Annotated in this window: 19 protein-coding genes; 7 read left to right on the forward strand and 12 right to left on the reverse strand. The window is 47.4% G+C overall.

Going from position 1 to position 22,499, the window contains the following annotated elements; all coding sequences use genetic code 11:
- The first annotated feature begins 47 nt into the window (after positions 1 to 47).
- A complete protein-coding gene (locus tag V1499_RS20180; RefSeq protein ID WP_409276274.1) occupies positions 48 to 1,019 on the forward strand; it encodes an IS3 family transposase in 972 nt (323 codons plus the stop codon).
- Positions 1,020 to 1,073: 54 nt separating this feature from the next.
- Here the strand turns inward: V1499_RS20180 and V1499_RS20185 are convergent, their stop codons facing one another.
- From V1499_RS20185 to V1499_RS20210, 6 genes are all read right to left on the reverse strand, one after another.
- Positions 1,074 to 1,817, reverse strand: a complete 744-nt coding sequence (locus V1499_RS20185) for a glycerophosphodiester phosphodiesterase (RefSeq protein ID WP_409272040.1) — start codon at positions 1,815 to 1,817, stop codon at positions 1,074 to 1,076.
- 92 nt (positions 1,818 to 1,909) lie between these two features.
- The gene (locus V1499_RS20190) at positions 1,910 to 3,217 is read right to left on the reverse strand and encodes an ABC transporter substrate-binding protein (RefSeq protein ID WP_409276348.1); all 1,308 of its coding nucleotides are present in this window, start codon (positions 3,215 to 3,217) and stop codon (positions 1,910 to 1,912) included.
- Between the two features lie 147 nt (positions 3,218 to 3,364).
- Positions 3,365 to 4,177: a carbohydrate ABC transporter permease gene (locus V1499_RS20195; protein WP_409276349.1), complete on the reverse strand. Its 813-nt coding sequence runs from the start codon at positions 4,175 to 4,177 to the stop codon at positions 3,365 to 3,367.
- A gap of 2 nt (positions 4,178 to 4,179) precedes the next feature.
- Positions 4,180 to 5,109, reverse strand: coding sequence for a carbohydrate ABC transporter permease (locus V1499_RS20200; RefSeq protein WP_409272042.1), 930 nt, complete (start codon positions 5,107 to 5,109; stop codon positions 4,180 to 4,182).
- The gene (locus V1499_RS20205) at positions 5,106 to 6,239 is read right to left on the reverse strand and encodes an ABC transporter ATP-binding protein (RefSeq protein ID WP_409272045.1); all 1,134 of its coding nucleotides are present in this window, start codon (positions 6,237 to 6,239) and stop codon (positions 5,106 to 5,108) included. The genes V1499_RS20200 and V1499_RS20205 overlap by 4 nt, the downstream gene beginning before the upstream one ends.
- Before the next feature lie 60 nt (positions 6,240 to 6,299).
- Positions 6,300 to 7,103, reverse strand: a complete 804-nt coding sequence (locus tag V1499_RS20210) for an MgtC/SapB family protein (protein ID WP_409276350.1) — start codon at positions 7,101 to 7,103, stop codon at positions 6,300 to 6,302.
- A 124-nt stretch (positions 7,104 to 7,227) separates the two neighbouring features.
- On the opposite strand from V1499_RS20210, the gene V1499_RS20215 reads away from it, so the two are divergent.
- The 3 genes from V1499_RS20215 (at position 7,228) to V1499_RS20225 (ending at position 9,476) form a co-directional block, all read left to right on the forward strand.
- On the forward strand, positions 7,228 to 8,106 hold the full coding sequence (locus V1499_RS20215) for a glycerophosphodiester phosphodiesterase (RefSeq protein ID WP_409272047.1): 879 nt from the start codon (positions 7,228 to 7,230) through the stop codon (positions 8,104 to 8,106).
- Positions 8,107 to 8,280: 174 nt separating this feature from the next.
- The gene (locus V1499_RS20220) at positions 8,281 to 8,583 is read left to right on the forward strand and encodes a transposase (protein WP_409272049.1); all 303 of its coding nucleotides are present in this window, start codon (positions 8,281 to 8,283) and stop codon (positions 8,581 to 8,583) included.
- Positions 8,580 to 9,476 carry an IS3 family transposase gene (locus V1499_RS20225; RefSeq protein WP_409272051.1) on the forward strand — a complete coding sequence of 299 codons (897 nt, stop codon included), beginning with the start codon at positions 8,580 to 8,582 and terminating at the stop codon, positions 9,474 to 9,476. The genes V1499_RS20220 and V1499_RS20225 overlap by 4 nt, the downstream gene beginning before the upstream one ends.
- Positions 9,477 to 9,906: 430 nt before the next feature.
- Here V1499_RS20225 and V1499_RS20230 read toward each other — a convergent pair whose 3' ends face one another.
- The 6 genes from V1499_RS20230 to V1499_RS20255 form a co-directional block, all read right to left on the reverse strand.
- On the reverse strand, positions 9,907 to 11,562 hold the full coding sequence (locus tag V1499_RS20230; RefSeq protein ID WP_409272053.1) for a glycerol-3-phosphate dehydrogenase/oxidase: 1,656 nt from the start codon (positions 11,560 to 11,562) through the stop codon (positions 9,907 to 9,909).
- Positions 11,563 to 11,724: 162 nt separating this feature from the next.
- Positions 11,725 to 13,215, reverse strand: coding sequence for a glycerol kinase GlpK (gene glpK / locus V1499_RS20235; RefSeq protein WP_409272055.1), 1,491 nt, complete (start codon positions 13,213 to 13,215; stop codon positions 11,725 to 11,727).
- 148 nt (positions 13,216 to 13,363) lie between these two features.
- Entirely contained in the window at positions 13,364 to 13,933 is a 570-nt protein-coding gene (locus tag V1499_RS20240) for a glycerol-3-phosphate responsive antiterminator (RefSeq protein ID WP_409272057.1), read from the reverse strand.
- 122 nt (positions 13,934 to 14,055) lie between these two features.
- A complete protein-coding gene (gene msrB, locus V1499_RS20245; protein WP_409272059.1) occupies positions 14,056 to 15,012 on the reverse strand; it encodes a peptide-methionine (R)-S-oxide reductase MsrB in 957 nt (318 codons plus the stop codon).
- A gap of 16 nt (positions 15,013 to 15,028) precedes the next feature.
- Positions 15,029 to 15,583, reverse strand: a complete 555-nt coding sequence (locus V1499_RS20250) for a TVP38/TMEM64 family protein (protein WP_409272061.1) — start codon at positions 15,581 to 15,583, stop codon at positions 15,029 to 15,031.
- Positions 15,584 to 15,985: 402 nt separating this feature from the next.
- Positions 15,986 to 17,296, reverse strand: a complete 1,311-nt coding sequence (locus V1499_RS20255; RefSeq protein WP_409272063.1) for an alkaline phosphatase — start codon at positions 17,294 to 17,296, stop codon at positions 15,986 to 15,988.
- A 512-nt stretch (positions 17,297 to 17,808) separates the two neighbouring features.
- On the opposite strand from V1499_RS20255, the gene V1499_RS20260 reads away from it, so the two are divergent.
- The 3 genes from V1499_RS20260 to V1499_RS20270 all read left to right on the forward strand — a co-directional run bounded on the left by V1499_RS20260 (position 17,809) and on the right by V1499_RS20270 (position 22,374).
- Positions 17,809 to 18,948: a zinc-dependent alcohol dehydrogenase gene (locus tag V1499_RS20260; protein ID WP_409272065.1), complete on the forward strand. Its 1,140-nt coding sequence runs from the start codon at positions 17,809 to 17,811 to the stop codon at positions 18,946 to 18,948.
- A gap of 171 nt (positions 18,949 to 19,119) precedes the next feature.
- Positions 19,120 to 20,583 carry a diguanylate cyclase domain-containing protein gene (locus tag V1499_RS20265; protein ID WP_409272067.1) on the forward strand — a complete coding sequence of 488 codons (1,464 nt, stop codon included), beginning with the start codon at positions 19,120 to 19,122 and terminating at the stop codon, positions 20,581 to 20,583.
- A 135-nt stretch (positions 20,584 to 20,718) separates the two neighbouring features.
- Positions 20,719 to 22,374 (forward strand): FAD-binding dehydrogenase, encoded by a 1,656-nt coding sequence (locus V1499_RS20270; RefSeq protein ID WP_409272069.1) that lies wholly within the window; start codon positions 20,719 to 20,721, stop codon positions 22,372 to 22,374.
- Positions 22,375 to 22,499 lie beyond the last annotated feature (125 nt).

A 22,499-nucleotide genomic window follows, 5' to 3' on the forward strand; every position in this document is an offset into this window, starting at 1 on the left:
AACGAAAAGAAAATGACGAAGGAAGAACAACTTTTAAAAGAAATAGAATTACTGCGCGCGGAGAATGCCTATTTAAAAAAGCTCCGAGCTTCAGGGATAAATATTCCGAGCCGACTGCTAAAACAGAATCCAGGATCATCCATGAACTCAGAAAAGAATTCAAATTAGCTGTTATCCTTGAAGCTACAGGTTTTCCAAAGGCAACCTATATGTATTGGCAAAAGCGATTTAATGAACCTAATCCAGATGAAGAGATTGAAAGTATTATCCAGGATATTGTAGATAAACATAATGGAAATTATGGTTATCGTCGAATTGATATGGAATTACGTAAGAGAGGTTATATCGTAAATCACAAAAAAATCCTTCGGATCACCAATAAGCTGGGTATTATTTGTACCTCATACACACGTAAATCTCGCAAATATAGCACTTATAAAGGAAGCATAGGTAAAATTTCTAAGAACCTTGTCAACCGCAGATTCCATACAAGCATCCCGCATCAAAAATTAACAACTGATACATCTGAATTCAAATACTACATGACCGACTCTGATGGGAAGATGATTATCAAGAAGGCTTATTTAGATCCGTTCCTAGATATATTTAATGGGGAAATTCTATCATTTCGGTTCTCGGAACGCCCCAACGCAAAAGCAATATTGGATGCTCTAGACGAAGCAATTGAAATAACAAAAGATTGCCCCTATCGAACTACTATACACTCTGATCAAGGCTGGGGTTACCAAATGAACACGTACGTTAAGAAACTGAAAGATAATGGCGTCTTTCAAAGTATGTCACGGAAAGGAAACTGTCTCGATAATTCACCAATGGAAAACTTCTTCGGAATAATGAAGCAGGAAATGTATTACGGTAAAGTTTATCATTCATTTGACGAGCTTAAGCAAGCAGTGACTGATTATATTTTTTACTATAACAATGAAAGAATAAAAGCAAAATTGACTGGCATGAGCCCGGTTGAATACCGTCTTCATACCAGCCAACTAGCTGCTTAAATATTTTGGTCTAACTTTTAGGGTTCAGCACACTCTAGGTCCTTCCTAAAATCTCTATTCCACTCCGTCACGCCCGCTTCTGATTCCAAGAACACGTTCCGGGTAGTCGGTCATGATTGTATCGATGCCAAGATCAATAAGCTCTCTCATATTTTTTTCCTTGTTTACTGTGAAAACACGGACCGGGACTCCAAGTTTGGTGGCTGTCCTGGCCATTTCGGTATAGGCAACGGGAAGATAGACATGAAGCCCGAAAGCGCCAATGGTCTTTGCATACGCCCATGGTTCATGGAGAACCTCCATGAAGAGGATCGCGGTTTCGATTTCCGGATCAAGCTCCCGAACCTTTTTCAGGCTGTAATGGTTAAAGGATGAAATGATCGCCCGCTCCTTATAGGAATGCCGCTCGAGTGCTTCAAGCACCTTTTTCTCGATTCCCTCGTACGGGATGACGTCGCTTTTGATTTCGACATTGAGCATGATTCCGGTGCCGGCCAACAGCTCGAGCACCTCATCGAGCTTCGGAATCCCTGCGCCTTGGAATTCCCAGCCATACCAGGATCCCGCGTCAAGGCTTTTCAGCTCTTGAAGCGTCATGTCGCGTACATTTCCCGTCCCGTTCGTCGTCCGGTCGACGGTTTCATCATGGATAATCACCAGCTCGCCATCCTTCGAGAGGTGGACATCTAGCTCGATGCCGTCCACTCCAAGCCTAACCGCTTCCCTGAAAGCTTCCAACGTATTTTCGGGATGCGTCCCCTTGCTTCCCCTGTGTGCATAAATTTTTGTCCTTCCCATATGCCGCACCTCTTTTTAAAAAAATCCCAACAAGGCGGGCGCCATTTCCCCGATTTTCGCCGGGATGAAAGGCGCCCACCCTAATTTATCGATTATTTCTTCTTCGTTTTATTGGCGATTTCAATTGCCCTATTTGTTCCATCAGCGGCCTGGTCGAGCGCCTTTTTCGGATCCATTCCTTGATACATGTTTTCCAGTGCCGTTACTACCTGCTGGCGTGATTCAGGGAACACAGAGATGAGCGCGCCTTGGGTCGCATACGATGCTTTTGTTGACTGAAGCTGGTCAACCGTCACTTTAAATTGCGGGTATTTTTCCCATTCAGTCTTCACGATATCCTGGTCATAAGCGGCTGGGTTGATGGCAAAATAGCCTGTTCCAACATGCCACTTCGCCTGGCTTTCGGGAGTTGCGAGGTATTTCATGAACTCCCATGCTGCTTCCTGTTCTTCCTCGGCAATTCCTTTTGACATCCAGAGGGAAGCGCCGCCGATGGCAACCCCTTGCCTTTCGACTTCATCCGGATATGGAATGTAGGCGACTCCCACTTCAAACGGAGAGTTGTTGATCGCGCCGGCTACACCCGCTGATGAATCCATATACATTGCAACTTTGCCTGTTTGGAACGCGGCGCGGATATCATCCCAGTTCGTTCCGTAGTTCCCGAACGTTCCCGCTTTGTTCATTTCATTTAGCCAATTGAAGACGCGAAGGCCTTCCTCTCCATTAAAGACTGCCTTTGTGGCATCATCGGAACGGCCGTTGTCATTGTCGACATAATGTCCTCCTTGTGTTGCGACGAGCTGTTCAAAGAACCAGCCATACGTCAGCATGGAGAAACCAAAACGTTCGTTTTTCTTGGTAAGCTTCTTTGCCGCTTCTTTTACCTCGTTGAAGGTTTGCGGCGGGCTTTCCGGATCAAGTCCGACCTCCTTGAACGCATCCTTGTTGTAGATCATAACAGGCGTCGAGGAATTGAATGGCATGGAATACAGGTTTCCATCGACACGGTAGTAGTTCAGGATGTTATCCTCCAGCTGGGAAAGGTCATAGTTATCCTTGTCGATGAATGTTTGCATCGGCTCGATATAGCCGCTTTCAATCATGTATTTCGTACCAACTTCAAATACCTGGGTAATAGCCGGTGCATCCTTTGTACCGCCGACACTGCGAAGCTTTGTGAGAGACTCTTCATATGTACCCTGGAATTCTGCTTTTACAACATATTTATCCTGTGAATTGTTAAAATCGGCAACAATGCTGTCAAGCGCCACTTGGCCTGGGCCAGACATAGCATGCCAGAACGAAATTTCCGTTTTCTCCTGCTTTTCACCAGGATCCTTGCTGTTATTGTCCTTCTCATTTGTTCCTTTGCTTGCATCGTTTGAACAGGCCGACATGATAAGAATGCTGATAATCGTGCTGAGAACAAATAACCATTTAAGTTTCTTTTTCAACTTTTCCTACACCCCTTTTTTAATTTTTTATAAAAACTTCCGGCACTTCCTAACTGAGCGAGACGCCAAAAGGTGGAACCAATTCGTTTTTTATTTGATTGCTCCTTGTGTAAGGCCTTTTTGGAGCTGCTTTTGCCCGGCGAACAAGAGGATCAGCGTCGGGATTATGACAACGATTACCCCGGACATGACGACACCCCACTCTGTTGCGACCTCCTGCGATTGAAGCTGTTTCAATCCAATTTGCACGGTCCTGACTTGGTTTGTGCTGGTGACAAGCAATGGCCATAAATACATATTCCATGTTGTCAAAAATCCGTACGCGCCCAGGGTTACAAGGCTTGTTTTTGAAATTGGCAAAATGACCCTCCAAAAAAAGGCAAATTTGCTCAATCCCGCAACCTCGGACGCTTCATGCAGCTCTTTTGGAATCGTCTTGAAATGCTGGCGAAGCAGGAACGTCCCGAATGCGAGCGCGAAGAACGGGACGGTAAGGCCCTGGTATGTATTCATCCAATCAAGCTTCTGGATGGTAAAAAAGTTTGGGATCATCGTTGCTTCCCACGGAATCATCATCGTCGAAATAAAAAGGAAAAAGATGAAATCACGCCCCTTAAAGGGGATGAAGACGAACGCGTATGCCGCCATGCTGCAGACGACAAGCTGGCCAAGCATGACCCCGAATGAAACGACAAAACTATTAATCAAGTACTTCATTAACGGAAGCCTGTCGAATACTTTTGCATAGTTTTCAAAACTGAAGGAACTCGGAAAGAACTTCCCCTGAAGGATTTCCCCTCCGGTCATGAAGCTGATCATGAATGCATATAGGACCGGAAAGAAAACAAGGAAGGCAGATAGAACGAGCAAAACATAGAACAGTATTTTTTTAGGCAAGGACATGCTCATTGGTAATGCACCTTCTTTTCTCCGAGCTTAAATTGCAAAATGGTGACAACGAGTATACAGATGAACAGGAATACTGCCTGCGCGCTCGCCGTGCCGAATTGGTAGTTGACGAATGCTTCACGGTAAATCGAATAGACTATCAGATTGGTCGCCTGGGAAGGGCCCCCTTTTGTTAAAATATCAACCTGGCCAAACGTCTGGAACGCATTGATCAGGGAAATCGTAATGATGAAGAACAGGGTCGGCGAAAGCATCGGGATCGTAATCCTTCTCAGCTGGTACCAATAGCCGGCACCGTCGATTTTCGCGCTTTCGTATAAGTATTCATCGATATTCTGAAGGCCTCCCAGAAGAATCAGGAAAGAGAAGCCGATGTTCATCCAAATCGTCGAGATGGATATGGAAACAAGCGCCCAATCCGGATCGAGAAGCCACTGGACCCCTGGCATGCCAAGAACATGGAGCAGCCGGTTGAACATCCCGATGCTCGGGTGGAACAAAAACAGCCAAACGACGGATGAGGCCGCTACCGATATCCCCATTGTTGAGGAGTAAATTGTCCGGAAAAAACCGATTCCTTTCAGCTTTTCATTCGCTATTAGTGCAAGAAAAAGGGAAATGATAACGCCTGTCGGAACCGTATACAGGACAAACAGGACGGTTGCCTTCACACTATTCCTGAAGGCTGGCGACTCAAGGAGATATTGGTAATTTTCCATGCCAACGAAAACGGCTGCGGTCCCCTGCTGGTCGGTCAGGAAAAAGCTTAAATAAATCGTCCTGAACATCGGATAAAAAACGAAAACCGTAAACAGCAGAATTGAAGGGAACAAATACAGAAGCGCTGTCCGTGCATTAAGCGACCTTCTCCACAAGGACAGTTTGGGAGGGGTGTATGCCACACGGCCGGTTACTTCCGCTTTCATATGAGCACCTCTTTACCGAACACATAGTTTTCTATATCCGTAGGCGTCTTAACGATTTTCTCTGTTTCAACATCAAAGAAGCATACCGAATCATAATTGATGATGATTGGGATCGTATCGCCAACATCGATGCGCCATTGGCCCGTCCATTTTGCGAGCCATTCCTGTCCGCCCATATTGAAAGAAAAGATCGTTTCGTTTCCAAGAACCTCGACGTTGACTACCTTTACATCGACCCGGTTTTCCCCATCAGAATCTTTCGTGGAGGGCTTTAAGTGCTCCGGACGGATACCGACAATGATCCGCTCTGATTTCAGCAGCCCCTGGTCCTTTGCCGGAACAACTATTTTCGCGCCATCGCCAACCGTTACGACGGAGTTTTTGCGGTCAACCTTGCCATCCCCGATGTTCATCGGCGGCGAGCCAATAAAGGTTGCGACGAAAGGATTTGCCGGATTGTTGTAAATATCGATTGGTTTGCCGATTTGCTGGATTTTCCCGTCATGGAGGATCATGATCCGGTCACCCATTGTCATTGCTTCCACCTGGTCATGGGTAACATAGATCATCGTAATGCCAAGCCTTCTCTGGATTTGCCTTATTTCGGACCGCATATGCGCGCGTAGCTTCGCATCCAGGTTGGACAGAGGCTCGTCCATTAGGCAAATCGGCGCCTGGTTGACGATTGCCCTTGCCAATGCGACACGCTGCCTTTGGCCCCCGGAAAGCTCTCGTGGCTTCCTTTTCAAATAAGGCGTTAGGCCAAGCATCATGGCAACATCATCACACCGTTTTTTCCTTTCATGCTTGGACACTTTTTTTACATGAAGCCCGAACACGATATTTTCTTCAACAGTCAAATGGGGATACAGAGCATAGTTTTGGAACACCATTGAAATGTCCCGTTTGCTCGGCGGGAGATGGTTTGCCTCCATGCCGCCAATTCGAAGGACTCCGCCTGTTATTTCCTCAAGCCCCGCAATCATTCGCAGCATCGTACTTTTCCCGCAGCCGGACGGGCCGACAAGCACGAAAAACTCTCCGGGATCGATTGTTACGTTAATATCAGTGATGACATCCGTTTTCTTGTCATATGATTTGGAAACGTTCACCAACTCGACTTTTTTCAAAATTGCCACCCCTTCTCTATTTAAGCGCTTTCATTTTTGCTTTTAGTTTTCATGAAAAAATTATTCTGCCGCCCGTGAAGGAATGGCTTTATTATTCAGCTTTACTTGTTTGATCCCATCCAGGCTTCCCAAGTCCCTGGAAAGTTCCAAAATATTTTTCTTCGAAGAAATTTTCACCCGGATATCCATCGACAGATACCCTTCTTCGAGAAAGAAATACTCATCCGACATCGAAATCGACTCGATGTCCGCATCTTCATTTTTGAAGAGCTTGTTGATTTTGCCCAAAATTTGCGCTTCGTCCTTCATCGTGAGGGTAAAGGTAATAAATTTGTAGGTTGCCAGGAACCTTTCTTCTAATCCCCTGAGGACAAAAACGGTTAACATGACGATTCCCGTTGTGACGAGGGCAGGAAGATAAAAACCGCTTCCGACAGCAAGGCCGATGGCGGAAACAACCCATAAAGTCGCCGCTGTGGTTATACCCGTAACGCTTCTGTTGGAGTGTTTCAGAATTGCGCCGGCTCCGAGGAAACCGATCCCGCTAATCACGCCATGTGCCAGCCGCGCCGGATCGAAACGGGCATTCACGTGGTTGATTGTCTCATTGAATCCATAGATGGATAAGAGCATGATCGAGGCTGCCCCTACAGAAACGAGCAAATGCGTCTTCACTCCTGCCTGCTTGTTGCGCAAATCACGCTCCCACCCGATAAGGCCGCCAAGAAAAGCAGCCAAAAGAAGTCGTCCAATAATCGCTGTTGCCGAAATTGTAACTGGTTTCACCCCCTGGTTATGCAAAAGGAGGCCACAAATCATGCCTATAAAAAAATAGACAATAAATGTGAGCCTCCTGATCTCCATCACGCTATTAACTTGTTATAATATTACAATAAATCCAAAATTTCGTCAAATCTTATGATGATTGTACCTATCTTAATAGTATTTAAAGTATCTTTAAATAGAAATTCAGATTCGGGGTGCCTGGATGTACAAAAACCTAGTTATCATTCTTTTCATAGTGCTTACCATATCAGGATGCGGGTATACGGAAACGGCTCCGGCATCGGCTTTACCGGGCGGGTTCATGATCATCGGGCACCGCGGCGCTTCCGCCTACGCGCCCGAGCATACGATTCCGTCATACGAACTGGCCCATCTCTTAGGCGCGGATTATTTGGAAATCGACCTGCAAATGACCAACGACGGCCATTTAATTGCCATGCATGATAAAACAGTAGACCGGACAACCGATGGAACCGGTGCGGCTAATTCTTTTTCTTTGGAGGAAATAAAACACCTCGATGCGGGTTCCTGGTTCAATCGCCTCCATCCGGAGTACGCGCGCCCCGAGTTTGGAAACGTAAGGATCCCTACATTAGAGGAGATTTTTAAGCATTTCGGGACTTCAGCAAATTATTATATTGAAACAAAATCCCCTGACGAATATCCGGGGATGGAGGAAAAATTAATTGAGCTGGCAAGAAAATATGGTGTCTTCAGGACCGAGGAAGGAAAGCACCCCGGCCTTATCGTCCAATCCTTCAGCAGCAAGAGCCTAATAAGGATTCACGAGTTAGAACCCGGCATCCCGCTCATCCAGCTAAAAAAATATAAAGGACACGCTTCCCTTACTGAAAAGGAAGCGCGAATGATTCGACAGTATGCGGCTGGAATTGGGCCGAACTTCGAAAAAATCGATCCAGACTATGTTCAAACGGCCCACGAAGCAGGACTGGCGGTACATCCCTATACGATTGACTCGGAACAGGATATGAAAGAAGCCCTGGAGATCGGGGTCGATGGAGCCTTTACAAATTACCCGAATCGCCTTGCTGAACTACTCGGGCGGAAGTCGGCGGAATAACTGTCTCCATCGTGTTATGAAGACACTTTTAAACGGCTTCCATCCCCGAAACTGTCTTCATCGGGTTTATGAAGACACTTTCAAACGGCTTTCGACCTCGAAACTTAAGTTAGTCTAAAAAGTGGACACGTCAAAAGGGTCATCCCTTATACTTAATATAACTTTACTAAGGACGTGTTCAATTTGGGGAAACATTATGATCAGGAATACAAAGACTATGTTTCAAAGTTAATCGTTGAGGAGGGCAGGGTCGCTAAACAGGTTGCCTATGAACTGGAACTTCCCTATTCCACAGTGAGAAAGTGGATAAACGCTTATAAAGAACGCACAAGCCAAGGGACTAAACGGGAAGCCTATGTCACTCCTAGTGAGCTCGAGAAGCTGAAGAAAGAACATGAGAAAGAACTCCAACAGCTCAGGGAGGAGAACGAAATATTAAAAAAGGCCATGCACATTTTCACGAAAAACCAAGCGTGATATACAGTTTCATTTATGCTCATCGAGATGAACATACTGTAGTGATGATGTGCAAAGTGCTGAAAGTATCGAAGAGTGGGTACTACAAATGGCTGGATTGCCAAGCCAACATTGATTCGGAAAAAGAGAAATACAATAAGGAAATTAGGCAAAAAATTCAAAAGTCTTATCATGAGAGTGGAGGCACCTATGGCAGCCCGAGGGTGCATGATGACCTCGTTGAATGGGGGTACACAATCTCCCAGAAAACTGTTGCCCGGATTATGAAGGAACTGGGCCTTCGTGCGATACCGGAGGAGAAGTATGTCGTGACAACGGATTCGAATCATGACATGCCTGTCTTTCCAAACGAACTGAATCGGGATTTTAAAATCCAGGAGCCTAATCGGGCTTGGGTTGCGGACATCACCTATGTCTGGACCCTGGAAGGCTGGGTTTATTTGTCGACGGTTATGGACCTCTTTTCACGAAAGATTGTAGGCTGGAGTATGGACTCCACCATGAAAAAGGAATTACCCCTGAAGGCTTTGAATATGGCCATCCAGATCCGGAAGCCGGGCAAGGGGCTGATCCACCACTCAGACCGTGGTTCGCAATATTGTTCCAATAAGTACATCGAAGTTATGAATACCAACGAAATGAAAATTAGTATGAGCCGGAAGGGCAATCCATATGACAATGCGTGCATCGAATCCTTCCATGCGACAATCAAAAAGGAATTGATCTACAGACGCCGGTATAGGACTCGTGCCGAGGCCATCAAATCTATTGACCACTATATTCGTAGTTTTTACAACGATAGAAGGAAGCACTCAACCTTGGGCTACTATTCACCAAATAAATTCGAGAGAAAATATGTGTCTGTTTACGAGGGAACAACGCTCGTAAGTTAACCCTTTGGGTTTAAAAGGGATACGTCCGGTTTTTGGACTTATCACTTTTAAACCCCCACCAAACGAAGTGCGGTAGGTTCTTTTCCAAAAATGTTATCGAATTTTAGTGTCCACTTTCTTGACATAAGACCAAAACTGTCTTCATCGAGTTTATGAAGACACTTTCAAACGGTTTCCGGCCTCGAAACCGTCTTCATAGGGTTAATGAAGACACTTTCAAACGGTTTCCGGCCTCGAAACTGTCTTCATAGGGTTTATGAAGACACTTTCAAACGGTTTCCGGTCTCGAAACTGTCTTCACGAATAAGAAGCGAACTCATCTCTATTTAGAACAACAGGTTAATCAACACCCCTTACTCTAACACAAAGAAAAGGGCTGGCCACATAACGTGCGCCAGCCCTTTTCATTACTTTAAACTCCAATCTTACGTTATTCAGCGACAGGGGTAGCAGCAAATTCAAGCTCTGTCTCAAGTTCAGCCGCATACATGGCGGCCTGCTCCTGGCTCCACTTGAACAAGGTTCCCATATAGGCGAGGACCGGCTCACGGTACTTTCTTACGGAACCAATATCGAATAGCAGGTCGCCAGTTCTCCTGAAATAAAAGTCAAGCGGAGTCGCCACCATTTCATACTGGATGCCGTAGACCAATTTTGCCATCAGGACCGCCGGCATGCCGAATTTTTCTGCGTCATCCCTGTGGATTTTGGCTAAATCGTAAACAACAGGCGCATTCGATCCATAAAAAGACGCCAAGTGTCGAGCATCCTGATCACTAAGCCCCATGCTCGTTCCCTGCTGAATGGCCGAAGTGATGAAGCTTGCGAAATTCCCAGAACCTCCGAAATCGCCTCCGGATATTTTGATTGACCTCGTTTTACAAGGCCCAGGTTTTTTCTGTCCGACAGATTCCAACTTCATGGCGACAAAGTCGACAATCGTTTCGGCCATTTTGCGGTACCCGGTCAGTTTTCCGCCGGCAATGGTAATGAGGCCGGATTCCGACTCCCAAATTTCGTCCTTGCGGGAGATTTCGGACGGACTCTTCCCTTCTTCATGAATAAGCGGCCGTATGCCTGCCCAGCTGGATTCCACATCCTCCGGCTTCGCATTCACCTCGGGGAACATATAGTTGATTGCCGATAACAGGTAATCGCGGTCCGTGAAGGTCATCCTTGGATTCACTTTATCCCCGTTATAAAAGGTATCCGTCGTGCCAACATATGTTTTCCCGCCGCGTGGAATCGCGAAGATCATCCGTTTGTCGGGTGTATCAAAATAAACCGCCTGCTTTAGAGGAAAACGGGATTGGTCGATGACGATATGAACCCCTTTTGATAAAATCAGCATCTTCCCTTTTTTCGAGCGATCTTTTTCTCGGATTGTATCGACCCACGGGCCGGTAGCGTTGATGATTTTTTTCGCGAAAACCTGGTACGTCTCGCCAGTCAGCTGATCTTTGACCACAACGCCAACCACTTTGCCGGCTTCCGTAACCAGGTCATCCGCTTTCGCGTAATTGATTGCCGTCGCACCTTTTTCAACAGCCGCTTTCATGACCTCAATTGTGAGTCTTGCATCATCGGTCCTGTATTCTACGTAATAACCGCCACCCCTTAGGCCCAGCTTTTTGATGAGCGGCTCTTTTTGCAATGTCTCTTCAACGGACAGCATGGAGCGTCGTTCTTCCTTTTTTACACCGGCAAGAAAATCGTATACCCTCAGGCCAATCGACGTAGAAAAGCTGCCGAACGTTCCTCCCTGGTGGAACGGAAGGAGCATCCATTCAGGGGTCGTCACATGCGGGCCATTTTCATAAACGATGGCTCTTTCCTTTCCGACTTCGGAGACGACCTTTACATCAAGCTGCTTCAGATAGCGCAATCCGCCATGCACAAGCTTTGTCGACCGGCTTGACGTTCCCGCCGAAAAGTCCTGCATCTCAATCAGGGCCGTTTCAATTCCCCTAGTTGTCGCATCAAGGGCAATACCGGCTCCTGTTATACCCCCGCCTATTACAAGCAAATCAAAGGTTTTCCCTTTTAGCTTTTCGATGATTTCCGCGCGGTGCAAATTCGTAAACATTCGTTTCCCTCCTAAAAACAGGAAAAGAGACCGCGAAAAACATTACCACTCCTGGTGATAATGCTTCGCGGTCTCTCCAATTCTCCTGCCGTCATATTAACTTAAAATAATTGTATCAAATTCCAAAACTAATTTCCATTTTAACTATAGAACACTATTTATCTATTTAAAAGCCATAGCCGCTTTTACTGCCTTTTTCCAGCCGCTGTACAACTCTTCCCGCTTGCCAGAGTCCATTTCCGGTTCAAAAGCCCGGTCAATCGCCCATTTCGCGGCAATCTCTTCCTGGCTGCCCCAGAATCCGACTGCAAGGCCGGCAAGATAGGCCGCGCCAAGAGCAGTCGTCTCGTTGATTTGTGGTCGCTCCACCGGCACATCGAGAATGTCGCTCTGGAAGTCCATAAGGAAATTATTTTTTACAGCCCCGCCGTCCGCTCTTAATGTTTTCAGCTTTATGCCTGAATCCATCTCCATCGCGGACAGCACGTCCTTCGTCTGGTAGGCAAGCGACTCAAGCGTTGCCCGGATGAAATGCTCCTTGCTTGTTCCCCTTGTCAGGCCAAACACCGCGCCGCGCACATCACTGTCCCAGTATGGCGTGCCGAGCCCGACAAATGCCGGAACCACATAGACGCCGTCCGTGGATTCAACCTTTTTGGCATAACTTTCGCTGTCCTTGGCGTCTTTCAGCATCCTTAACCCGTCGCGGAGCCATTGGATGGCTGAGCCTGCGACGAAAATGCTGCCTTCAAGGGCATATTCCACTTTTCCGTTAAGGCCCCAGGCAATCGTTGTCAAAAGTCCATGTTCTGACCGGACCGCTTTTTCGCCCGTGTTCATCAGCATGAAGCAGCCCGTTCCATAGGTATTTTTCGCCATGCCCTTTTCAAAGCACGCCTGGCCGAATAAAGCCGCCTGCTGGTCTCCGGCCGCTCCGGATATCGGCACTTCTTTTCCGAAAAAATGAAACGGCGCCGTTTTCGTGTATACTTCGGATGAGGGCTTTATTTCAGGAAGCATCGAGGCCGGGACGCCGAGGACTTCAAGCAGCTCTTCATCCCATTTTAATTCATGGATGTTGAACATCAGTGTGCGGGACGCATTGCTGTAGTCCGTCACATGGGCTTTGCCTCCGGACAGCTTCCAAATCAGCCAAGTATCAATTGTCCCAAACAGCAATTTCCCTTCCTCGGCTTTTTTCCTCACCCCCTCAACATTGTCGAGGATCCATTTCACCTTCGTCCCTGAAAAATAAGCGTCAATTAAGAGGCCTGTTTTTTCGCGGAAAACATCGTTGTAGCCTTTTGCCTTCAGTTCTTCGCAAATCGCGCTTGTCTGCCTTGATTGCCACACAATTGCATTGTAAACCGGGATCCCTGTTTCCTTATCCCAAACGACCGCGGTTTCACGTTGGTTCGTAATCCCGATTCCGGCAATTTGCTCGGGCTTGATATTCGACTCGGACAAAACGCCGGCGATGACTGCAAGGATTGATCCCCAGATTTCGTTGGCGTTATGCTCCACCCAGCCTGGTTTCGGAAAATACTGAGTGAATTCCTTTTGGGACGAATGGACGATTTTCCCGTCCTTGTCAAAAATAATCGCCCTCGAACTGGTTGTTCCCTGATCCAACGCTAAAATGTACGTTTCCATCCCATTTCCCCTCCACTGATATTAATCGGACAAAAAAGGAGAACCAACAGAAATACCCCTTTCAAAAGGACTTGTCTGTGTGATTCTCCTGAGCTCTATCACTTGTTAACTTTGAATTGAGTATACTCCAGCGCGGTACTGCTTTCAATTATTTTTGTATGCCCGGATGTTCTTTTGCAAAATGGTTCCACAAGTCCTTCTTGGAGGTTGTCACACCATGCGCGCCCGCCTTGACTGCATTTTCAATGTCGGCAGGAGTCCGGATAAATCCGCCCGCCAGAACCGGAATGTTCACCTTCTCGATGACCTCGGCAATTAGATCAGGCATCGCCCCAGGCAGAACCTCAATGTAATCAGGCCGCGTTTTTTCAAGGAGCTGATAGCTTTTTTCAAGCGCATGCGAGTCTATTAAAAAAATCCTTTGGATGGCTAGGACGCCCTTTTGCTTAGCTTTCAGGATGACATTCGCTTTTGTGGAAATCAGCCCGTACGGCTTGTATTCCTGGCAGATGAACTCGGTCGCGGCGTCGTCGCTCTTGATGCCGCGAATCATATCCACATGATAAAGCATCTTCTTCCCATGCTGTTTTGCCATCGCGCTGACATTTTTCAACCGGGCGATATGCAGCTCCAAAAACACGCCAATTTCGTATGGGCTTTCCAGAAAAGCCTCGAAATCCTTCATATTTGATGATGCGGGAAGAATAACCTGGTTCATCTTTTTCACCCTCAAACTCTATTTTTACCATCATAATTCTTCTTTTGAAAAAAATCACTCTCTCAAACGAAAAAAGCCGGCGCGATTTCCTTCTATAGAAAAACACGCTGGCATTGGCATTGCTACTCAAACAATGATAAGAACTCCCCATACCCTTCTTCTTCCAGCTTTTTCTTCGGAATAAAGCGGAGGGCGGCCGAGTTGATGCAGTATCGCGCCCCATCCGGTCCTGGCCCGTCGTCAAACACATGCCCGAGATGTGAATCTGCCGTTTTCGAACGGACCTCGATCCGCCTCATTCCGTATGAAGTATCAAGCCTTTCCTCGATTTCATTTCTGCGGATCGGCCGCGTAAAGCTTGGCCACCCACATCCGGCATCGTATTTATCCGTCGAACTGAACAAAGGTTCACCCGAAACGATATCAACATAAATGCCATCCTCTTCATGGTTCCAAAATTCGTTCTGGAATGGCGGCTCGGTCCCGCTGTTCTGGGTCACCTCATATTGCATAGGCGTCAGTTCGCGGCGCAGTTCCTCATCGCTCTTCTTCTTTTTCCAGTTTTCACGGATGAATCTGGCCCTTCCGGAACCTTCCTTGTACATATTGTAGTGCCAGGCGTTCTTTTTGTAATAATGCTGATGATTTTCCTCTGCCCTATAGAACGGCTTGGCCGGAAGAATCTCCGTCACGATCGGCTTGCTGAAACGAGCGCTTTCTTCCAGCTGCTGCTTCGATTCCTCTGCGAGAATGCGCTGTTCTTCATTATGGTAAAAAATCGCCGTTCGGTACGAGGAGCCACGGTCACCAAACTGGCCGCCCGGATCGGTTGGGTCAATTTGCTGCCAGAACAATTCAAGCAATTTTTTGTATGGGAAAACAGCCGGGTCAAACGTGATTTGGACCGCCTCGTAATGGCCGGTCGTATCCGAGCAGACCTCCTCATACGTCGGATTCTCGGTATGGCCACCGGTATAGCCGGAGATAACCTCCTTAATGCCAGGCTGTTCATCAAACGGCTGTACCATGCACCAGAAACAGCCGCCCGCGAATGTGGCTAGTTCAAATTTTTCAGCCATGCAAACCCCTCCTTCTTTATAAAAATTTCTTCTTCCAATTTTTCAATCCAAGTAAAATGATTCCAAGTGAAAAAACCACCAAAATTATTTTGCCCTGAAACGACCATTCCGTAACCTGATAGACGGAATATGCTTCGATCAAAATAGCCGGAATTTTCCCTATCGTGCTAGCAAACGTGAATGTTACAGCCCCCACCGAGCCAATCGCCGCCGCGAACGTGACAAACCCCGATGGGACGAATGGGAGAATCCGTAAAGCGAGAATCAGGAAAAATGCATCCTTGCCGCGGGCATTGAGCAGCTTTTTAACCCAGCGTTTATCAGGCAGCTTTTTCCCGGCCCACCGCTTGAAACCTTTTCTGTAGAGTAGGAATGATACTACGGCACCGGCGGCCTCGCCGATTAACGAAATCGCCGTCCCGGCAACCGGTCCAAACACAATGATGTTCGCCGCAGTCAAAAACACGCTCGGCACAACGCCAAGAATGCTGATCGCCACATTCAAAAGGACGCTAATCAATACTGCAGCTTCGCGATAGTTTTCAAAAAGCCCAATTACCCAGTCCTGCATCACTTTACCCCATTCATGCATGTAGAACGCATCCGGCTGCCGAATCCATCCCCGTTAACGTTAGTATAGCGAAAAATAAGGGGGGGAAGAAAATATATGATTTAAGGCAGTGGTTCCTTCGTCCGGCGGAGCGAGCACCTGGTCACTCCTTCGCCCAGGATGGTAGTTTGTTAACAAAAGCCTGGCTGGATTGAAGGGAATACTTCGAAGCGTCGTCTTTCGTAATTTGGGGTGGCAAATAAGTGGGTGGTACTCGCGAGGGGGTTATCAGTAAACAAAGGTAGTTTAGTAGTAAACGCAACATCTTTATCAGTATTCCCGGTATTTTCCCCCAATTAATCGGAGCGGGTACCCCAACACCAAAAGACACCGCTCTATCCAAGCGGTGCCCTCCCGTCCAACCTATTTTTGTCCAGTAAACTTAATCTTCATCGCCTTTGCCATCAATACAGGTAAATCCGTATTCTGGTGCAGGCCGTTGAACATATCGGAGCCTGGGCCGTATGCGTAGAGCGGTACATCAACCCCTGTGTGGGCGGTGCTTGTCCAGCCAACGAGGGCGCGCTCGGAAATAATATCATTGATTGACATATCCGGCTTTGATGCGTTCTTGATTTTTTCAACTTCGGCATCTGTCAGATCGAGGCTTGTGTACTGTTTTACAACTTCCTTGATGTTGCTCCGGTTGGCATCGAGCTTGCTGACCATGTAGTCGCCGGTCGCGGTTACATTGCGGAGGATTTCAACCTTTGCATCGTAGACGCCGTAACCGCCGACGGACATGCCGCCTGTGTCATGGTCACCAGCGACGACAACGAGTGTTTGCTTGTCTTTTTTCGCAAAGGCAAGCGCTTTGGCCAATGCTTCTTCAAACGCCTTTACATCGTTCATCGCCCATGCTGCGTCATGGTCATGGCCTGCCCAGTCGATTTGGCTCCCTTCGACCATCAGGAAGAAACCGTCCTTATCTTTATTCAACACATTCAATGCCGCGTCGGTCATTTCAGCAAGGGATGGCTGGTTTGTTTCGTCCCTATCGAGCGAAGGAGCAAGCGCGTCGTCAGCGAAAAGGCCAATCAGCTTGTTCAATTTCGCAGCACTAACCAGACCCGATTTGTTGTTGATGTATGTGTAGCCCTTCTTTTTGGCTTGATTAATTAGGGAATCGGGGAAGTACTTCTTTCCGCCGCCCAACAGGAGATCAACGTCGTTTTCGAGCAATTGCGGGGCAATGGATGCTTCATCTGCTCGGCTGGCAACATGGGATGCAAAAACAGCAGGAGTGGCGTGGGTAATTGTCGATGTTGCAACTAGCCCGGTTGCCTTTCCACTGGCTTCGGCCGCCTCAAGGATTGTCGTAAGCTTTTTGCCATCCGGAGATGTACTGATCATTCCGTTGTTCGTTTTCACCCCAGTCGCCATCGCCGTCCCGGCCGCCGCGGAGTCCGTCACTTCGGTATCGGCCGAGTATGTACGGTGCATCCCGACAAGGATGGAGTCCATCTGGCTTTCCTTTCCTTTGAACCAGCGATAGTTTGTTGCATAGGAAGCTGAGAATCCGTCAGGGATCATAAAAATTACATTTTTCACCTTGCCATGGTTGTGCTTGTAAGTTCCATCCGCCCCGGCTGTTGAACCAATACCTAGCGCGCCGAGGGCCAAGGCGGAAACGGCGGCGACTGCCAACACTTTTTTCTTCAACGTATTTTTCATTCAAATCCCTCCTGTTGGTTAGTGCGTTTTCATTATAAAAGTTACGCATAAAAGAATTGTTAAATAGGGGTAAAAGTTCCGTAAACACCAAAATCAGGAATTAACTACTAGCTTACATGTTTTGAAATGCTCCTTTCGGAGGAAAGATAATATATTCATCAATTCAAAAAGGCCCTCGTTTCTGATACCCTCGGAATGAATCGCTGAAAAAGAAAAGGTCTGCCCAAATTGCTCCAGGCAAGCCTTAATATACATATAATCCATCCGCATTATGCTTTTCATCTTACTTCGTTTTATACATTCAAAGATCGGTATTGTTGTTGAAAAACAATCCCCATTGTTATCCATGGCCAAATTATTGAACCTTTTTCCGGCAACTGTCCTCCTTTGTCGGGAGCATGGCGCTACAAGCCTCCCAGCCTGATTAGCGGCCATTCTTTTCCAAAAAAAAAGGAACATATAACCTTGGATGTCGGGTATAGGGTAATGTATTACATCATAGGAGGTTGAAAATGAAGGCTGTTACGTTTCAAGGCGCAAAGGATATTCAGGTGAAAAAGGTAGACTACCCGAAGATTGAAAAGAATGATGATATTATTGTAAGGATTACGTCGACCGCGATTTGCGGTTCCGACCTGCACATCTACCTTGGGGCTGTTCCCACTCGGCCCGGCTATATTATCGGACACGAGCCAATGGGGATTGTCGAGGAAGTCGGCCCTGAGGTCACAAAGGTGAAAAAAGGCGACCGCGTTGTCATTCCATTCAATGTGTCGTGCGGTGAATGCTTTTTTTGTCAGCATGAAATGGAAAGCCAGTGTGACAACTCAAACCCGAACCCGCTTCTTGATACTGCGGGTTACTTAGGATTTACAGAAAGGTACGGAGATTATCCGGGTGGACAGGCTGAATACTTAAGGGTGCCTTATGGCAACTTTATGCCATTTGTCATTCCCGAATCGTGCGAGCTTGAGGATGAAGCAGTGTTGTTCCTGTCGGACGTTCTTCCGACAGCTTATTGGAGTGTGGAAAACGCAGGTGTAAAAGCAGGAGATACGGTTATCGTCCTTGGCTGCGGCCCTGTCGGGCTGATGACCCAGAAGTTTGCCTGGATGAAGGGGGCAAAACGTGTCATCGCCGTTGACCATCTGCCATACAGGCTGCTTAAGGCGAAACAAATGAACAATGTGGAAATCTGTAATTTCGAAGATCATGATGATACAGGGAAATTCCTGCGTGAACTGACAAACGGAGGCGCAGAGGTTGTCATCGACTGTGTCGGAATCGACGGCAAAAAGTCGGCCCTTGAGAAAATCGGCCAAAAGCTACACCTCCAGGGAGGAACGCTCAGCGCGATTGAAATTGCGATGAATGCGGTAAGAAAATTTGGCACCATCCAAATGACAGGAATATATTCTGCCTTGTTCAACGCGTTCCCGCTCGGGCATATATGGGAACGGAATCTGACGCTAAAAATGGGCCAGGCTCCCGTTGTCCATTACATGCCACTTCTATTTGATAAAATCGTCAGCGGCCAATTTGACCCGACTGAAATTATCTCACACCGCCTCCCGCTAGATGATGCAGCGAAAGCATACCAAATATTTAATGACCATGAAGATAATGCGGTGAAAATCGTCCTAAAGCCATAAGATTCCGAAACAATACAGGCCCCTTCCGAACGGGAGGGGTTTTCACGTTTTCCCGCTTTATATGAGAAATAATTTTAAAATGCAAATTAAAAGAAAATCTGTTGGTTTTTACTGGAATTCTTGAAAAGTATGGTAAAATAATGTTAGTTATCTGAAAAAGGAACGATGCCTATGAGGCCACTTGCCAACCTTTTAATACCAGCCTTTAAGGACCGGAACGCCAGCCGCAATTTCCACCTCCATGTCGATGGCCTCATTTTCGAGCGGATTAAATTGGTTTCCCTTCTTTTGGCTGCTTCTTACCCTGTCATGTTTGCCTTTGATTTTTTTCTTTTACGCGATCTTGGCAGCATAGTATACAGGATGAATTTATTCATTCTTCACTCCGTGTGCTTTTTCGCCTCGGTGATTTTTTTATACATAAGAAAAAAACCGGATTTCATTAGCAAGCGATTTATCAACTATGCTTACATCGGATTTTATTTGGCTGCCGGCGCGGCGGCTTCCCTAAACAGCCAGTTGCTGACTGGGACGATTGCCGCGTATGTCATCGTCATGATTTCGGCGGCTGCGGCGTTCCCGCTTAGGCCGCTCCATTTTTCAATCATGCTCGTATGCGTGCACGCCCTCTTCCTGGCGGGATTGTCTAAGGTAACTGAAAACTACTTTACCCTGCTGGCCAGGCAAATGAATTCTTCAGGGGCCGCGGCAGTATCTTTGCTGATTTGCTACAGCTTTTATATGTTCCAAAAGCAAATCTTTATCAAGGAAGAAAAGCTGAAAAGTAAAGAAGAGAGCTTCAAAAGGCTCTTTAGCATGAATCCATCCCCGCTGCTTTTGGCAAATCTCGAGGAAAATAAAATTATCCTAATGAACAGACAGGCTACGGAATTTTATCAAACTGGAACTGGCACTTTAGATGGATTGAATGCTGATTTCATTTTCCCGGCATTGGAACAAAAACAGGAAATCCTTGAAAAACTCAAGCATAACGGAAGCATCCAGAACTATATGATTGAATACAGTGATTCCAATGGTTCCCCCAAATGGACGATGCTCAATTTCGAACCGGTCGATTATATGGAGGAATCCTGCGTGTTAATTGCGGTTTCCGATATTACGAATTTCAAAAAGAAGGAAGAAGAGCTTCATCGCCATGCTACGGTCGATATGCTGACCGGGATCATGAACCGGCGCCGCGGGATCGAAATTCTAGAACAGCAAGCGCTTTCCCAGCAAGGGCACGAGTTTACGCTTTGCTTTATTGATATCAATAATTTAAAGTCAGTCAATGACAAGTATGGGCACAATGTGGGCGATGAAATGATCAAATTGATTTGTTCGGTCATCTCCGGCAAAATCAGCGCTGATGATATCTTCTTCAGGCTGGGCGGCGATGAATTTGTCATTATCTTTAACAAGAAAACACCGGATAACGCCCGGAAAACATGGAAGGAAATTACAGTCGATTTTGAAATCCTGAATGCCACGATGCAAAAGGATTTCCAACTATCGGCCAGCTATGGCCTTTATCACTATACTCCAGGAAATCCGATGACCGCAGAGGAAATCATTGAGCTTGCCGATAAAGAAATGTATAAGGAAAAGTCGATGTTCAGGGCTGTGACAATTTAAGGATATTGTCATAGCCCTGTTTTCTTTTAAACACTGGACGAATTTTCACTTGTGCAGGCAGGAAAAAAACTGTTTCCAAAGAACTCCTTAAAGAACTGAAACGTTGTACCACGGAATACAATTGGGGGAGAAAAAATGGGATATGACGTTATTGTTGTTGGGGCCGGACTAGCCGGACTCGTTGCAACCTGGGAAATCGCCGCCGCTGGAAAAAAAGTTCTTCTATTGGACCAGGAGCCGGAAGCCTCTCTTGGCGGACAGGCTTTTTGGTCTTTTGGAGGCTTGTTCCTTGTCGACTCGCCTGAGCAAAGAAGGCTTGGAATCAAGGATTCCAAGGAGCTGGCTTGGCAGGATTGGCTCGGGGCCGCGGGATTCGACCGGGAATACGACGAGGATTACTGGGGAAAAAAGTGGGCGGAAGCTTATGTCGATTGGGCGGCCGGCGAAAAGCGGGATTGGCTTTACAATCTGGGCATCCGTTTTTTCCCGGTCGTCGGCTGGGCGGAGCGGGGAGGCTACCTGGCCGAGGGCCACGGAAATTCCGTCCCTCGATTCCATATTGTCTGGGGAACCGGCCCCGGGCTCGTGAAACCATTTGAGGAAAGGATGAGAAAGGGGATTGCGGAAGGGTTTGTTGACTACAGGCCGCGCCACCGTGTCAGTGCGTTTTTATCGAACAATGGCACCATCGCCGGGGTCTCAGGGGAAATCCTCGTCCCAAGCAATGCCGCGCGCGGCGAAGCCAGTTCCCGAGAGGTTGCAGGCGAATTTGAATTCAATGCTCCCGCCGTATTGGTGACAAGCGGAGGAATTGGCGGTAACCATGAATTGATCAGAAATAATTGGCCCTCGCGCCTAGGAGCCCCGCCGAAAAGGATGCTCTCCGGGGTTCCGGCGCATGTTGACGGAAGGATGCTTTCGATCGCCGAAAATGCTGGCGGGAGGATCGTAAACCGTGACCGGATGTGGCATTACACCGAAGGCATTAAAAACTGGAATCCGGTCTGGCCAAACCATGGCATCCGCATTTTACCGGGCCCTTCCTCCCTTTGGCTGGACGCGAAAGGGAGGCGCTTCCCCGCACCGAACTTCCCCGGCTTCGATACGCTCGGAACACTCGATGCGATTATGAAAACGGGATACGATTATTCCTGGTTCATTTTAACCCAAGCCATTATTGAAAAAGAATTTGCGCTTTCCGGTTCGGAACAAAATCCCGATTTGACCGGAAAAAGCATCCGGCAGGTTTTAGCAAGGATCCTTCCCGGCCCGACAGCACCCGTAAAAGCATTTATGGATAAGGGTGAGGATTTTGTGATTGCCGATAATTTGGCGGCCCTGGTGGATGGGATGAATAGGCTGGCCGGTGATGACCTGATTAATCTAAAGGAAATTGAGCGGCAGATTGTGGCCCGCGACCGGGAGATGGACAACACGTTCACAAAGGACCTGCAGATTACGGCTTTGAGAGGGGCACGAAATTACATTGGCGATAAACTGATCCGGGTCGCCAAGCCCCACAAGCTTCTCGATCCGAAAAATGGCCCGCTTATCGCCGTCCGCCTGAATATTGTCAGCCGCAAGACACTTGGCGGGCTGCAGACTGACCTGGCGGGCCGCGTGCTGGGTTTGGAAGGCAATCCCGTTCAAGGCCTTTACGCAGCTGGTGAAGTCGCGGGTTTCGGCGGCGGCGGTGTCCATGGGTATCGTTCGCTCGAGGGGACTTTCCTCGGCGGCTGCCTATTCAGCGGCAGGCAGGCGGCGAAGGGGGTACTGGCTGACCTTCGGTAAAAAACAACGGGAAAATGATTTTTGGGAATGGCTATCGCATGGTGCTGAAGCATTTGGAAACGCTAATTAGTATAGGCGCTGTTTCAGGTGCACAAGCTGATAGCTTTTAATCTTTGCTTTTAAAA

Origin of the sequence: Neobacillus oceani, assembly GCF_046237595.1 — a bacterium.
Taxonomy (GTDB): domain Bacteria; phylum Bacillota; class Bacilli; order Bacillales; family Cytobacillaceae; genus Bacillus_D; species Bacillus_D oceani.